The organism is Microbulbifer maximicatervae (SeqCode), from assembly GCF_052467615.1.
On record NZ_CP174319.1, the window covers coordinates 591,189 to 605,054 of the forward strand.

A 13,866-nucleotide genomic window follows, 5' to 3' on the forward strand; every position below is an offset into this window, starting at 1 on the left:
GATCTAGTTACATCAATACTAGAAAGCTCCAGCTCACTCACCGGGTATCCCTTTATGCCTATGAATCTTGCGCAGAAACTTATCCAAAGCCACCTCGTGAGTGGATCAATGGAGCCTGGCAGCCCAATAGAGATAAAGATCGATCAGACGCTAGCTCAGGATGGGACGGGAACACTTATCATGTTGGAGCTTGAGGCGCTTGGTTTGTCTCAAATCAAGACCGAGCTTTCAGCACAATATGTAGACCATAACCTGTTACAGACGGATTTTAAAAACGCCGACGATCATATATTCCTGCAAAGTGCCTGTCGTAAATTTGGAATTTGGTTTTCGCGGCCCGGTAATGGTGTCAGCCATCCAGTACAGATGGCTTGTTTCGATGTGCCTGGTAAGACATTACTTGGCGCCGATAGCCATACTTGTGCAGCGGGTTCTATGGGGATGCTGGCGATTGGAGCCGGTGGCTTACAGGTAGCAATGGCCATCGCAGGCGTCCCTTTTGCACTGAAAATGCCCAAAATACTCGGTGTGAAGCTCGAAGGTGAGCTGCCGCCATGGATTAGCGCTAAGAACATCATTCTAGAAATGTTGCGTCGGCAGTCTGTTAAGGGCTGTGTTAACAAGATTGTTGAATATTACGGTCCCGGCCTGGCTAAATTGACAGCGATGGATCGCCATGTGATCGCCAATATGGGGCAGGAAATGGGCGCTACCACCAGCGTTTTTCCTGCCGATGAAGCAGTAAGGGCTTTCCTAAAGCAGCAGCATCGTGAAAACGACTTTGTCGAAATGAAGGCCGATGAAGGCGCGGGTTATGACGAAGAAGATACTATCGATTTATCAAATCTCGAGCCGCTAATTGCTTGCCCATCAAGCCCAGACAAAGTTGTGACGGTCCGTGAAGTGGAAGGCCGTCCTATCTATCAGAGCTATATTGGCTCTTCTGCCAACCCAGGGTTGAGAGACTTTGCGATACCTGCACGCATGGTTTCAGGTCGCCGAATAGCCGATGACGTTTCCTTTGACATCAACCCAACCTCACGTCAGTTACTCGAAGAGCTCAGTCGGAGTGGAGATCTGACAAAATTGCTACAAGCGGGAGCTCGCTTGCATCAAACCGGGTGCGGTGGCTGTATCGGCATGGGGCAGGCCCCTGCCAGTGGTGGTATAAGCTTGCGTACGGTCCCTCGTAACTTCCGTGGCCGCTCAGGCACCGCAGACGATCAAGTCTATTTATGCAGCCCCGAAGTGGCCACTGCCAGTGCGTTAAGAGGAGTGATCACTGACCCTCGAGACCTGGATATGGACTACCCCAGCTTCCATGAGCCGGAATATCTACCTGATATACGTCCGTTATTACAGCCACCTCAAGAAATCCCAGTAGCAGTTGAGTTGATAAAAGGACCAAATATCAAGCCCCTCCCTGATTTCGAAAAACTACCGGAAGTTTTAACTGGCCCATTATTGCTGAAAGCAGGGGACAATGTTTCCACTGATGAAATATTACCTGCTGGAGCAGAAATCTTACCGCTGCGCTCAAATATCCCTGCCATCAGCCGTTATACATTCTCACGAATCGATGAATCGTTTTATGATCGGGCAGTGAAGCTCAATGGAGACTGTTTTGTTGTCGGTGGTGAGAATTATGGACAAGGCTCCAGCCGTGAGCATGCGGCAGTATCTTCACGCTTTCTTGGGGTAAGGTGCATAATTGCAAAAAGTATGGCCCGTATACACCGGCGTAATCTTATTAACTTCGGTGTGCTGCCATTGCTATTTGAGAATTTTGATGATTACAATCTTCTTCAACAGGGGGTAGCTCTTGAAATTGACAATCCAATTGCACAGATAAAGTCAAGCAGTTCAATTAAATTAATAATTAAATCATCAGGAGAATGTATTAACTTGCGGAGTGATTTGGCTAAGGACGAAATTGAAGTGTTGGAAGCAGGAGGTATGATTAATCAGGTAAGAGAAAAATACCTAAGCTCTAATAAGTAGTATGACTTTCTATAGCTGTAATTTGATAAAGTCAGCGCTGGTCCCGATCGGTAGTATTACTGATACCTATGGCTCCCTTGGTTGTTGACTAATATAGTAGCTATTTCTTCCAGCTCTTTATCAAAATACTCTGCATTCCTTTCTCCCGCTTTTTTTAACTTCTTCAGGTTTTCTGGTGTCGCATTGTCCATAGATGAGTCAGCAGCGTAAAGCTTTGGTTGTATCCGGTAGTAATTTGAATTCTCTACGGTAGAAGAAATTTGCTTCATATAGTAATGAACCATTTGCGAGCTTCCATTTACGGCGATATCAATGGCGGGCCTTGCCCAATTGAGTATCCCCCAATCTTTAACCTCCTTGTATTTGTATCCTGAAAGTTGCCTGCCAGTACCCAGAGATACAATAACCATATCCTTCATCCCAGAGACCCCGCTGAATTTGATGGCTTCGGAGTAGGCGCATAAAGCAGGATCACTAGCTACCATGCCACCATCAATTAAGACATATTTATTGTTGGATGGAGGTAGTGAAAAGATGCGTGCTGGCTCAAAGTAGGTTGGTACCGCGGTGCTTCCCAGTAGAAGGTCTTTAACCAGAAAGTCTTCATTCTTTACTATGGCACAATGTTGCCTAAAAATGATTTGTTCCCGCTTTTTGATATCATAGGAAACAAAGCAGCAGGGCTTTAATAGATTACTAAGTTTCATTTTCCCAAAGAATTGCGATAAAACCCTATCCAACTCCATGGAACAGTACTTTTCCTCCTTCAATAACTTTAACTTTTCTAGAAAAGGCCATGAGCCTGAGCCAAATACCTTCTCGCCTTCCTTAAGGTAGAGGCTGACAGCATCCTGGGCAGAAAATTTTGGTTTTCCTTGCTTGTTAGGGCAGATGTAGGCGGCACCTAATATTGCACCGGTACTTGTTCCGGCCACCAGGTCGAAGTACTCGCCTATCCTGGCGTCAGGATTGCCTGATTTCACCTTTAGCTTGTGCTCAAGGGACACCAGTATCTGGCCAGGCAAGATTCCCCGGATTCCTCCACCATCGATAGAAAGGATTCTGATAGCCATTGCCTTCTGGTTCCGTAGATTGTACGCGACTCTAGAAACATAGCATTTGGTAACAGGGGTAATACTTCATATACCCTGAATACCACTAAAAAAGCATATAATATCAATAAGTTAGGCGCACCTATCACCATGCTGAGTTTATTAATATGGTTAAGGTAAAGAAACTAATATAATGATTGATAGGCATGGGAATTAGCGGGTCTCTGAGCTGACGCCTAAAGCTCAACGGCTAGAGTCTCGTGGAGTTAGTAGGAACATAAAATTAGATTCTTACACAACGCCGATTACTGTGCACCGGTGCAGCCGTTTGAAGTCTCTATGGTATATTTGGCGACTCTCAAGCTATTTTTATAAGTGATGCTTGCAATACAAACCGTATCACCTGGGTGTAGGTTCATATCGCTGCCCACATCAATCACCTTGCGATTCTTCAGCTCTACTTGATATTGGTATTTTGGTATGTGAGCGGCATTGGAGCGACCAATATAAAATTTTGATTTGATTGTACCATTTTGCTTTACAACCTTCTCGGTGTTACTGGCCAGGTTAATAACATGAAGTAACACCAGTAATAGAAGGAGAACTATTAGGCTAAATCCTTTCCACTCCCTAAAGTAAAATAATAGAATCTTGAGTGTTCTCATTGAGTATATATAAAAATAAATTATTCCTTAATTTCAGAGTCAAGTATATTTAGGAGAAAATTTGCAGTTTTACTAAAGTCCCTTTCCACATCGGGAGCAACACTTAGTCCATTCCAGCGCTGAACGGTCCTTTTTTGGCCTCCATAGGCAGCCTCAATATAAACGGTCTCCCCATCGAACCCCAAAGGGCATTTATTAGGTTCGGTGGAATCTATTTTCGTTGATAATTTTGGAGGCTTGGCACAGTACAAATCAATTAATCTATCATAACTTTCTAATTTAAAGAGGTTGAGATCCTTAAATTGGGAAACCATGTCTTTGTACTGGGATAACGATAGAGGATATTTATCATTTACATCTAGTGTCCCGTCATGGCGTTGGTAAACCGTTGTTATCTTGGCTTGTCCGAATGATGGAGCAAAAACAATACGAAATCCTGCAACATACTCAGGACTTAGGCCGCATAGTAGCTGAGCATTGAATTTTTTGAGCTGACTTTTATAGCGATCTGAATCTCCGTCGCTAGTACAATTTATACCTCCTGCAAAAACTGCTGCGGGGATAAGTGTAATCAAGAGTACCAATATACGCATAAAATCTCTAAACGGTACCATTTAGTTTTTCTAGTTTTTGACTATGGGGATTGTGAGGGAATCTTATAGATCACATACTGACGCCCACGATAGTCGATACCTTCTGAAAGGTAAAGCCATCTTGATACGGCGACTTTAACGGGGGTATCCCATGCTTTATCAGATGAACCTTCGATCTTTATTTCCCCAGGAACAAGACCTCCACCTTCAGACGTCGTTTTCTCCACCAGTCTAAAGGATACGACTACGCATACGGGTAAGTTCCTGTTAGTGCCTATCGGACGCAGTGGTGCGACCTTTATTACTGGGTTGGCTTTAGATTCAGGAATGTTGAGATTTAATTTAGGGCAATTATTTACATCCCCTCTTGCTATAGAAGCCATAGAGAATAGGGTCAAAATTATAACTAATGAGTTCTTCATTTGTTGACGCCTTGAGCCTTACTAAGGTGTTATTAGATAGTATAAAAGCCAATAATAGACTTGTCTGTTGACTAATAGCATAGGTATTTGTTCTAAAATCACATAAGTGACTAGATGGTTATTTTGAGCGAAATTTCTTTAAGGCCACTGAACACCAGTTAGTAGCCTTGGTAGTTATTACAGCAATAACCTATCTTCAATTGGAGTGAATTTGCTCGCCGCATTAATTAATGCTCCAGCCGTCAATTCCGGAACACCATATACTTCAACCTTCTTGCCTCTATCTAACCTGAGCTTATGGGCAAGAATGTCAAAGTCGCCATCTCCTGACACTAAAATCACTGTATCTACCGAGCTTGAATATTCCATAGCATCAATAGTGATGCCCACATCCCAGTCGCCTTTAGCTGATCCGTCGGATCTTTGGGTGAAGGGCTTTAACTTCACTTCAAAACCAATCGACCTTAAGATGTTTTGAAATTCATACTGTTTTCTATCACCACGGTCGATTGCGTAAGCTATGGCTTTAACAACTTTTTTACCCCCTGTCACCTCCCGCCAAAACTTGTTGTAATCAAAGTTTCGTTTATAGATTTGTCGACATGTGTAATAAACATTTTGCACATCAACAAATATGGCAACCTTTTCCATTTGGGAATCCAGTTATTATAAAATTCTAAAATTGACAGTGAAGTTATGATCTGCCTGCACCAGGGTGGATGCATTAAGCCGCTAGTTTTACATACTTAAGCGATGATTGTCAGCCATATTTAGCGGTGAGGAACATCTCGGCAGCAAAGCCAATTTATCAGTATCTGATGAGTTGTATCGAGATATATAGTGTTGAGCAGTGGCCTTATGAAGTAGCATGTCTCGCTTATATGCACATGCTATCCCCAGATGGCCACTTTACAGTGGGTATCCTACCGTGAACGCCCTTTTTTTGCGGGGTTCTGTGTGGATAAATTGAAAGGGAATTTCCTAGAGAAATGGATACTAAGTAGCGGATTGTTGTTCCAGCCAGTTTAAAATCAATTGAGTGGTTTCTTCCGGTCTTTCCTGTTGAATCCAGTGGCCGCAATTAAGGTTCACCTCATCTACATTGGGAACGAAATTTTTGATATCTGGAGACCTAGGTATCAAATCATGATCGCCGTAAATCATAAGGGTCGGCTTTTGGATAACTGGGTCTACATCTGCCAGGATATGCCAATTGCGATCCAGGTTTCTATACCAGTTTATGCTACTTGTAAAACCCGTTTTTTCAAATGCGGAAACGAATACAGCCAGTTCACTATCATTCAGCAAGGGGGCACCAAGCGGTGATGCTGCTCTCGCGAGATTGATCATTACCATACCAGGCTCCGGCGGTGAAGGAGGTACGTCTTTGCGGAGCAAATTGCGAAGGAACTGGGAAGCGTTCTTGTCTAACACTGCGTCCGCAACACCTGGCTGACTATTGAAGTGCACAAAATAATAATCGCTCCCAAGGAATTCCTCCATAAACTCGATCCAAGGTTTCTCTGTTCGGGCTTGATAGGGCAGTGCGAGGTTTATAATTTTATTTACGCGGTTTGGGTGTAATAGCGCTATTCCCCAAACGACCATTGCACCCCAATCATGACCGATGAAGGTGGCATCTTGGTATCCGTAGTGATCCAGAAGTGCAGCTAGATCGCCGGTTAATTGTTCGATGTCATAGCTGGTTACTTCCGTTGGGCAGGATGAGTTGCCATAGCCTCGCTGATTGGGAACGATAACGTGGTAGCCCGCTGCGGCGAGAGCGGGTATTTGGTGGCGCCAGGAAAAGGCATGTTCCGGCCATCCGTGACAAAGCACAACGGGGTTTCCTGTGTTCTGTTGGCCCGCTTCAAAGACCTCCAGCTCTATGCCATTCACTGAGATAAGAGTAGGTGTGGGGAAATCGGGTATTCTAGACAATTTACTTCCTCTTTTTTGGGGAGGTCTTGAGAGCTGCTATTTACCAACAGGCTCCGCTTTCTATCCTTAAGGGTTGTTCCAACTTCAACATCCCTTTGCTGGATCGTGAGTGCATAGGCTAGAATCTAATGGTGCCAAAAACTGTCACCATTTATTAATGTCTGTGTAAAATGAATGTACGTCTCCGACAAGACGCCATAGTGCGAAGCCTTCGCCGAAAGGGCACTTTGACGATTGCCGATTTAGCCGCTGAAGTTGGCGCATCCAGGCGCACCGTGCTGCGTGATATCAGCTCGTTGCGGGATGAGGGCTTTGTTATCCGTTCTGAACCTGGTCCTGGAGGCGGCCTGCAACTTGATCCGCAATCGGTTCAAACTACGGCTCGGCTCTCGGTCGCTGAGATTTTTGCGCTGCTTATCAGCGTTGCATCCGTGCGTGCAACAGGGGGGTTGCCCTTTTCGGATCTTGCGGATGCCGGGCTGGCAAAAATAGAGAAGGCTTTACCCATTGATAAGGTGCGTGATTTACGCAGGTTTATGGATTGCCTGTACATCGGTAAGCTTTCACCGGAGGTAGACATATCTAATGTTGGAGAGATGTCGCCCTTACTACTGCCTACATTTGAAACGGCTTTTCTTCAGCGACTGTACCTGAGCTTCCAATATCGTGATGCGAAAGGGGCAGTAACTAGCCGGGTTGTTGAACCGCAAGCTATGTTGATCTTACCACCCTTATGGTATCTGGTAGCTTGGGACCCTGCTCGCAATGACTTTCGTCATTTTCGAATGGATCGGATTAGCCAACCTGAATACCTTCAGGACAAGAAGTTTCGAAGACGACATATAGTCTTCGAAGATGGCGTATCTCCAATTCGTGATAATCCCAAAGTTTCAAGATGATTGGGTTCTTGACGGTAAGTATGATTGCTTCCGCGAAAGGCATTAATTGGTGGCAGTGTAACCCATTAGCTTACTCGACTCTGCCCCCAATAATTGGTCCAGGTTTTCCGCTCACAGATTTTACTTGCCTATCTTCTGTTCCCTCTGGATACGGTTATAAATTTCTTCGCGGTGAACCGCTAAAGATTTGGGGGCTTTTATTCCTACTTGTACTTGATTGCCTTTAACGTTCAATACAGTGATTGAGACATTAGCCCCAATTCTGAGGTTTTGGCCAATTCGGCGAGTCAAAATCAACATATGTTATTCCCTAATGATACTCAAACCATGGATAGCCTTTCCGCAATGGGAAAGCTTAGAAAGAAAGTTGAAGAGTGAATGCGGGGTGGGGCACGGGAACGGTAGGCATAAAAGTAGAAAAGACGGACACAACGCTGCCAGAACCTGAGTAATTGCCTCAAGTTACTGAATGTGCTCCACTTTATTGAAGACGAGCGGGTTTCTAGCGTATCATCCATACAGCCATCTTGATAGTGAGTGTATCAATTTGGTTAGCTGGCCCCTGGTGTTGGTAGCACCTTGGGTCAGCGACTTTTACTTACTTTTATGTCACGCTACCGTTCTCCTTTGAGGGAATAGGCTATTTATAAAGTTCTGCAATATTTTGAATTCGACTTACTCACAAATAACGCTGCTCGGCAGTGATCAAAATATCGAGAAATATTCACTTACCTTACGCAGTTTTGTTGCTGAAAACAATCTGAATAAATTCCAATAAGATCATTTCAGCGCCTATCTTTTTAGCTGTATTTGCAATTTTAAAATATGTTAGCTGCTGTTGGAGTTTGATATTGTTGGGTCATAGTTGGTCGAGATTGAATTGATCAAAACGACTTAAATCAATAGTCTAAATCATAAATGTTGCTTTTAATTTTTGTATACACGTAGGTGTCTTAGTTCAAGGGTGGTTTTTATTTTTCTATTTTATTTGTGGGGCTCTTATTGCAGTAATTATGGCTGCGAATTTAGATTAACGAAATGGCACAAAGTGAAGTAATCTCACTCTTCGTTAGGTTACAGTGCAGCAGGATGTGGAGTGGGTACTTCAGCTGTTGAGTTAAAAGTTATAATCTAGACAGAATTGAAACTTATCAATATTTAAAATATAGACGGTATGAGTACGCAAGATATAGAAAGCCGACTTCTGGGCATCAAACAACAACTTAAACAGCTGAGTGGTTTGGATAAGGATTGTTCTCTCTTTGGTGCAGAGCGCTGGAAATATAACTTCCGTCGGTTTTCGGAGGAAGAAGTTAACGGTATCGAGAAACAGTACAACATTTCTTTACCGCAGGAGTTTCGAGCCTTTCTTCTTGAGATTGGTTTTGGGGCTGCGGATTCTTATGGTGCTAACGTAGAGGGTCTTCCGCACTACTACCAGGATGATGAAGATGAATATCCGATGTCAGAAGGCACCATTGATATTGCAGAAATAGGCTGTGGTATTGAATTTATGTTAGTTATTAACGGTGTTCATCGTGGGGAAGTATGGGTTACTCAGAGTTACCGGGAGCCACAGCCTTGGTCTAGTAGCTATCTTAACTGGTATGAAGACTGGCTGGCTAAAAGCATCGAGAGCTTAGAAGTACCGCAAAACCCTCCTAAGGGCTGACTACCACAGCTTTCCTCAAAATACTCCTGCTAGCTAGCAGGATACACATTGTTCTACGACAACCCCTCTGCTTCTCCCTTGCATTGAGTTGAGCGGTGTAGCCTATGTACTACTCACCGGTGTTCCCTCACCTTAAGCTTTGTTAATCATTTTTTAATCAAAAAATAGATCACTGATCGTTTCTTATACAGTCTATGGCTTGTCCCAGCACTTTATACGACTGGGTTGCCAATACACAGGAAGTGTATATCTGCGGCTATGGCGTAAACGGTGATTACCCTCGTACCAAACTCCTTGATAACACTGGTAATTTCGCGTGCAGAAGGGCGATATGGGCGGAGTGGGCTCTGGACTGGCGGCAATAGTGACTTGACAGTTCCTGAACCTCTTACCGTATACTGTATGCATGTACAGTATCTTGAGTAGAGGTAGCAATGGGAGCCAGAAATATCACTATTGACGGGGAGCCGATCCGGATCTGCCGTTACCGATCGGGTTATAACAACCGGGCAATGTACGCTATCTGTATCCTTAACTATACAAAATACGTGCGCAGCTTTTCGGTATCGGTGAAGATGAATCTACGCGAGGAGTTAGAACTGACCCTGGCGCAAATGCGAGGAGTTGAGCGAAGTATAAATTGGATGGAAGTATCAGCTTAGGAGTATAAGGGCTTAAGCTGTTTTATGGATAAGGAGAAAATTATGGGAAGAAAAATCAATCGGTTCGCAATTTTTGCAGAGCGGATTCATTTAATGAATGGAGGTGCAAAAAGCTTTAGGGATTCTGCACCCACAGAAGAAGCCGCAAAGGAACTGGCAGAAGAAATTGCTAAATCTGAAAAAGCGCTGTTTTATTCCTGGCTACAAATTCTCGATATAATGACTGGTAGTTATACAGAATACTCAATCAAGAGGGGTGGGGTATTGGAAGAAAGGGAGTGCCCAGAATAATAGGAGCCTGGTAACTAAGATAGACTTAATGAACGAAGACAGAGGGTAGGAAAAGTAAGTAACAGTTACATGTATAGTGTGAGTAATTTAAAGTTCAGGTTAAGGCAGGTTGTGGTTTGATAATCTCCCGAGTGACCAGAGCTATTTGCAGGGGTAAAGTTGAATAGCTCTGGCTACAGCACCGTTAGAAAAACTCCAAGCTGAAATTGATTAAAATCAATTTCTGAAAAATATCATTAAAATAAAGCCCCTTTGTACATAATCAGGCTCAGTAGTGGTAGAGTCTAGTTCTAACATAAATAGAACTCTGGCGGTCAGTACCTAACTTATCTATCTACTTAATTTTGCGAACAAATCGATTGTTATTAACAACTAACTGGATGGTTGGCACACAAAGTTAACTTTACACTCGACTTTCTTGGCCCAGAAAGTTTCCATCTAATATTTTTCTTAATCAAAAAAGGCATGACAACGATAAGGTCGTGCCGTTGGCAGTATTTATAGGGAGCCTCAAAATGGCAAATCGTTCTTATCTTTATAGCCTTAGTAATCAACCTAAATCCTATTCAGACCGCCCCGAGACTATCTCAGGCTTATCTGAATGGCCATATAGTATTCCCTTCACCTACCGTGTACTAATGTCCGGGAATCCCAATCTGTGCGCGTCATTGGTCTCAGATGGCTTTGAGGACGATTCACCTGATGATAAAACTCAACTTTATGCTATTAGTAGTGACTTTGAGGCAGGATTTGCGCGGTTAAAGAAATTTGTTGAAGTTCTGCGAGTTATTAGCAAAGACATTACGGATCTGCCGGATTCAATGCTAAATGAAACGTTAGAATTCCTTCAAGAGCATAAAGATAGGTATCTACTGCTTGAGACTATCGAGCTGGACTGTATGGATGACTCTGAAGAGTCAGTTCTGCGTGGCTACGTTGAATCCGAAATTATCGCTTGCTGTGAAGCTGGAGCAGCTATTGATGCACTTCCTGAAGACCCAGAGGTCTCGGCTGATATTGTAAAGAGTGCGGCAGAAAACAATTCAGAATCTGCTTTAAGTCCATTTTATGGGCTCCAGTTCAATGATAAATTTGACAACGTTGAGAGTGAGCCTCCGATGGGTTTGTATTGGAGTGATGTTCTTTATTACGAATTAGAGAGCAAAAAGGAATTTGAAGAGTCTCTTGAATAATTGAATATCGAAACTCTTATTTCCACTTAAAGAAATGCTGGGCTAGTTTTAGAGGCTCCTGTGTCTTTCCAAATGTATTGAATTGGTTCAGCACTTCACTCTTGTCGATATGAAGATGATTGCTTGATAGTGCTTATGAGGTGGTATTAATAGCCAACTTTCCGGTATCCCATACCAATCCCAGTCAAGTTACCATTTGGCGACATTGTTTATATAACTTTTCATAAGATGACATCAGGCATCTAAAGTTCACAACTTAAAGTGCAAAATTCATATATTATTTAGCACTATCAACTACAAACCATTTCAGTAAAACTTAATGTTTAGAAATCTTCTAGTGCTAGTGTTGTTGCTAGCGTTTAGCGCCCATTCCCTTGCCGATAAGTTAAAGAAGTACGAAGACGAACATCTATTTTTATTTTATCCTGACAGCTTCAGTGTAAGTTATGAGGTAGATAAAGATGGATTCAAGGAGATCTTTGTTGATGGTCCAAACCGTACGTCAGTATTTATTACTGTAACACCATATCCAGTTGAATTGCCACTGCCAGATCTAGCCGAAAATATTAGTAGGGTTATGCTAGAAGAATACAGCAGAATAGAAGTGCTTGAAAAGGAAACGCGCAAAACCATTACCCCTATAGATGGTAGGATGGTTCCAGGTATTATCAATATTTATAAAACTGATGGTTTTTATAAGGTTAATACTGTGAGAACTACCTTGTATCTTATTCATGCAAGAGACCGGTCTTTCATTGTTATAGAGGAACGTAGCAATAGGGAAATTGAAGCAGACAGAAATATGGTAGAGAAAATACTGGATAGCATAAGAATAAAGAAATTAAATCTTGATCCAGTCAAGGTTGGAGGATAGCGAGATCACCCTTTTTAACTTTCTTTTTCGCAGTGGTAATTGGTGAGCTTTTTAAGCTGGTGCTGAATTAATTTAAAAAATTTTAAATGTTAAAAATCGGTATTTTGAGTATAAATACCTCCGTCTTTGATCTAGTACTTTTGTGGCTGTAGAGTGTCTTAGGGGTTGTAACTTTCTGTGGTGGCCAATGATACTTTATATAAGTCGCCTTATGATTTCTTATCCATTCGAAGGGTATACTATTGAGGGTTAGCTGCCTCTAGCTTTTGAGCGGCTTCAAGAGCATCCAAAACATTCTGAACATGATCTTGGTCCACTAAGCGATGGGCAAATAGTCGATACTCCACTCGAGTATTGCCATCGCCGGCTGTTTCTATATTATCTATGCTTATAAATGGACTGTATTCAGGTCCTAAAACCTCTTTGGCAGATGCTCTGGCAAGATTTTGTATGTGTTCTGCTCTATGAAAGGTAAGGTTCAATTCATCCGAAGTAAAGTTTGTTACAAAATTGCATTCGCCTTTGTTACATTCGAAACTTTCAATATTGTCTAAGCTAAATAGTGCTTCGTTAGACATTTGTTCCCTAACTCGGTCAAAGATCTCTGTAGATTCAAATGTAGAAATGTTTTTATGTATAACTTCTTTGGCTGCAACGGGCTCTAGTTGAAGGTCATTTACTGCTATTTCTATGGCATCCTCGGCAGCAATGCTTCCTGTATTGTAGGTCTTATCAGCCTTAATGGACTTTGGTGAAAGCCCTTCTAGTTTGGTTGGTTGAGCATTAACTTTAAATTCCTCCTTGGCTGTAATAGCTGGGTCTTTAAAGTAGATAATGGTGGCTAAGCCTAGACAAGATACCCATCCTGCAATTGAGAATATTTTCCAGTTCATATATATTTCTCTTTGAATACAAAACGTGATTACCTCGGATTAAAAGGTATGCACATAAGTATGGTAATCTAAATCATCTAATTGGGCTAGAGCGATTGCCTGCTTATGTGGTTATCTTTAGGTTTATATTTCATTGATGTGGATAACATACAGTCTCGACTTTTGTGTATGCCTTGATTTCAAGTAATAACTGCAATCTTTTTATGCTGTAAACTCAATTCAAGACGTTTGTCGAAGATAATTGTTGTGATTTAATCTTTGAAGCTCCTTGCCTAACTAATAGGCACTTCAGCCAGCAAGGTTGAACGTTTTTCTATCAATGTAATAATAAAAGTAGGTGCCACTTGCGTTCAATCATAGTTAGAAAAGCTTAGTAAGCTTATGTGCTTGCCATGGGTGGTACCCTAGCAAACAAGTGTTGTGTCGTGACTCTTAGCTGGTAAAGGCGCCGACTCTACCAGTTGAGTACTCCCTTACCAACTGCACTTATTATCCGAAATCAAGATAAATAATCAGTATCTTATTTTACATCCAGTAGAAATTTGAACAGCAACTAGATTCTCTTGAAGTATGAAACTCAGTTAAGATTAACTAAGTAGTTCCACCAAAGGTCGATAATTTTATTTTCTGTGAAGTTATCCTAAGAAATTTTTTGGTTGACAAAGAATCCCCTCAGAATGCTATTTTTTTCACATTTGTTAAGTACCT

General features: G+C 42.3%; 15 protein-coding genes. 7 read left to right on the forward strand and 8 right to left on the reverse strand.

From position 1 onward, the window contains the following. Nucleotides 1-54: 54 nt before the first annotated feature. The gene (locus ACJJIM_RS02600; RefSeq protein ID WP_444912267.1) at nucleotides 55-2,001 is read left to right on the forward strand and encodes an aconitate hydratase; all 1,947 of its coding nucleotides are present in this window, start codon (nucleotides 55-57) and stop codon (nucleotides 1,999-2,001) included. A gap of 56 nt (nucleotides 2,002-2,057) precedes the next feature. Here the strand turns inward: ACJJIM_RS02600 and ACJJIM_RS02605 are convergent, their stop codons facing one another. The 6 genes from ACJJIM_RS02605 to ACJJIM_RS02630 all read right to left on the reverse strand — a co-directional run bounded on the left by ACJJIM_RS02605 (nucleotide 2,058) and on the right by ACJJIM_RS02630 (nucleotide 6,674). Next, nucleotides 2,058-3,074 carry a patatin-like phospholipase family protein gene (locus tag ACJJIM_RS02605; protein WP_444912268.1) on the reverse strand — a complete coding sequence of 339 codons (1,017 nt, stop codon included), beginning with the start codon at nucleotides 3,072-3,074 and terminating at the stop codon, nucleotides 2,058-2,060. Between the two features lie 284 nt (nucleotides 3,075-3,358). Then, nucleotides 3,359-3,718 (reverse strand): hypothetical protein, encoded by a 360-nt coding sequence (locus ACJJIM_RS02610; protein ID WP_444912269.1) that lies wholly within the window; start codon nucleotides 3,716-3,718, stop codon nucleotides 3,359-3,361. A gap of 20 nt (nucleotides 3,719-3,738) precedes the next feature. Next, nucleotides 3,739-4,311, reverse strand: a complete 573-nt coding sequence (locus ACJJIM_RS02615; RefSeq protein WP_444912270.1) for a hypothetical protein — start codon at nucleotides 4,309-4,311, stop codon at nucleotides 3,739-3,741. Nucleotides 4,312-4,352: 41 nt separating this feature from the next. Then, nucleotides 4,353-4,733, reverse strand: a complete 381-nt coding sequence (locus tag ACJJIM_RS02620; protein ID WP_444912271.1) for a hypothetical protein — start codon at nucleotides 4,731-4,733, stop codon at nucleotides 4,353-4,355. 177 nt (nucleotides 4,734-4,910) lie between these two features. Beyond that, nucleotides 4,911-5,384: a LabA-like NYN domain-containing protein gene (locus ACJJIM_RS02625; protein ID WP_444894959.1), complete on the reverse strand. Its 474-nt coding sequence runs from the start codon at nucleotides 5,382-5,384 to the stop codon at nucleotides 4,911-4,913. 345 nt (nucleotides 5,385-5,729) lie between these two features. Next, a complete protein-coding gene (locus tag ACJJIM_RS02630) occupies nucleotides 5,730-6,674 on the reverse strand; it encodes an alpha/beta fold hydrolase (RefSeq protein ID WP_444912272.1) in 945 nt (314 codons plus the stop codon). 170 nt (nucleotides 6,675-6,844) lie between these two features. On the opposite strand from ACJJIM_RS02630, the gene ACJJIM_RS02635 reads away from it, so the two are divergent. After that, on the forward strand, nucleotides 6,845-7,573 hold the full coding sequence (locus tag ACJJIM_RS02635; protein ID WP_444912273.1) for a helix-turn-helix transcriptional regulator: 729 nt from the start codon (nucleotides 6,845-6,847) through the stop codon (nucleotides 7,571-7,573). Between the two features lie 120 nt (nucleotides 7,574-7,693). Here the strand turns inward: ACJJIM_RS02635 and csrA are convergent, their stop codons facing one another. Then, the gene (gene csrA, locus ACJJIM_RS02640; protein ID WP_299588813.1) at nucleotides 7,694-7,873 is read right to left on the reverse strand and encodes a carbon storage regulator CsrA; all 180 of its coding nucleotides are present in this window, start codon (nucleotides 7,871-7,873) and stop codon (nucleotides 7,694-7,696) included. A gap of 874 nt (nucleotides 7,874-8,747) precedes the next feature. Between csrA and ACJJIM_RS02645 the strand changes: the two genes are divergently transcribed. From ACJJIM_RS02645 to ACJJIM_RS02665, 5 genes are all read left to right on the forward strand, one after another. Then, the gene (locus ACJJIM_RS02645; RefSeq protein ID WP_444912274.1) at nucleotides 8,748-9,245 is read left to right on the forward strand and encodes an SMI1/KNR4 family protein; all 498 of its coding nucleotides are present in this window, start codon (nucleotides 8,748-8,750) and stop codon (nucleotides 9,243-9,245) included. A 434-nt stretch (nucleotides 9,246-9,679) separates the two neighbouring features. Beyond that, nucleotides 9,680-9,907 carry a hypothetical protein gene (locus tag ACJJIM_RS02650; protein ID WP_444912275.1) on the forward strand — a complete coding sequence of 76 codons (228 nt, stop codon included), beginning with the start codon at nucleotides 9,680-9,682 and terminating at the stop codon, nucleotides 9,905-9,907. Between the two features lie 42 nt (nucleotides 9,908-9,949). Further along, nucleotides 9,950-10,198, forward strand: a complete 249-nt coding sequence (locus ACJJIM_RS02655; protein WP_444912276.1) for a hypothetical protein — start codon at nucleotides 9,950-9,952, stop codon at nucleotides 10,196-10,198. Nucleotides 10,199-10,713: 515 nt separating this feature from the next. Then, the gene (locus ACJJIM_RS02660) at nucleotides 10,714-11,391 is read left to right on the forward strand and encodes a DUF7822 domain-containing protein (protein ID WP_444912277.1); all 678 of its coding nucleotides are present in this window, start codon (nucleotides 10,714-10,716) and stop codon (nucleotides 11,389-11,391) included. Between the two features lie 319 nt (nucleotides 11,392-11,710). Beyond that, nucleotides 11,711-12,265 (forward strand): hypothetical protein, encoded by a 555-nt coding sequence (locus tag ACJJIM_RS02665; protein WP_444912278.1) that lies wholly within the window; start codon nucleotides 11,711-11,713, stop codon nucleotides 12,263-12,265. A gap of 239 nt (nucleotides 12,266-12,504) precedes the next feature. Here the strand turns inward: ACJJIM_RS02665 and ACJJIM_RS02670 are convergent, their stop codons facing one another. Further along, complete coding sequence (locus ACJJIM_RS02670) at nucleotides 12,505-13,158, reverse strand: hypothetical protein (protein WP_444912279.1); 654 nt, start codon at nucleotides 13,156-13,158, stop codon at nucleotides 12,505-12,507. Nucleotides 13,159-13,866 lie beyond the last annotated feature (708 nt).

Coding starts and splice junctions, on each gene's coding strand:
- ACJJIM_RS02650 (WP_444912275.1), top strand. CDS start 9,680: ATGGGAGCCAGAAATATCACTATTGACGGGGAGCCGATCCGGATCTGC.
- ACJJIM_RS02670 (WP_444912279.1), bottom strand. CDS start 13,158: ATGAACTGGAAAATATTCTCAATTGCAGGATGGGTATCTTGTCTAGGC.
- ACJJIM_RS02600 (WP_444912267.1), top strand. CDS start 55: ATGCCTATGAATCTTGCGCAGAAACTTATCCAAAGCCACCTCGTGAGT.
- ACJJIM_RS02625 (WP_444894959.1), bottom strand. CDS start 5,384: ATGGAAAAGGTTGCCATATTTGTTGATGTGCAAAATGTTTATTACACA.
- ACJJIM_RS02620 (WP_444912271.1), bottom strand. CDS start 4,733: ATGAAGAACTCATTAGTTATAATTTTGACCCTATTCTCTATGGCTTCT.
- ACJJIM_RS02615 (WP_444912270.1), bottom strand. CDS start 4,311: ATGCGTATATTGGTACTCTTGATTACACTTATCCCCGCAGCAGTTTTT.
- ACJJIM_RS02660 (WP_444912277.1), top strand. CDS start 10,714: ATGGCAAATCGTTCTTATCTTTATAGCCTTAGTAATCAACCTAAATCC.
- ACJJIM_RS02635 (WP_444912273.1), top strand. CDS start 6,845: ATGAATGTACGTCTCCGACAAGACGCCATAGTGCGAAGCCTTCGCCGA.
- ACJJIM_RS02610 (WP_444912269.1), bottom strand. CDS start 3,718: ATGAGAACACTCAAGATTCTATTATTTTACTTTAGGGAGTGGAAAGGA.
- ACJJIM_RS02655 (WP_444912276.1), top strand. CDS start 9,950: ATGGGAAGAAAAATCAATCGGTTCGCAATTTTTGCAGAGCGGATTCAT.
- ACJJIM_RS02605 (WP_444912268.1), bottom strand. CDS start 3,074: ATGGCTATCAGAATCCTTTCTATCGATGGTGGAGGAATCCGGGGAATC.
- ACJJIM_RS02665 (WP_444912278.1), top strand. CDS start 11,711: ATGTTTAGAAATCTTCTAGTGCTAGTGTTGTTGCTAGCGTTTAGCGCC.
- ACJJIM_RS02645 (WP_444912274.1), top strand. CDS start 8,748: ATGAGTACGCAAGATATAGAAAGCCGACTTCTGGGCATCAAACAACAA.
- csrA (WP_299588813.1), bottom strand. CDS start 7,873: ATGTTGATTTTGACTCGCCGAATTGGCCAAAACCTCAGAATTGGGGCT.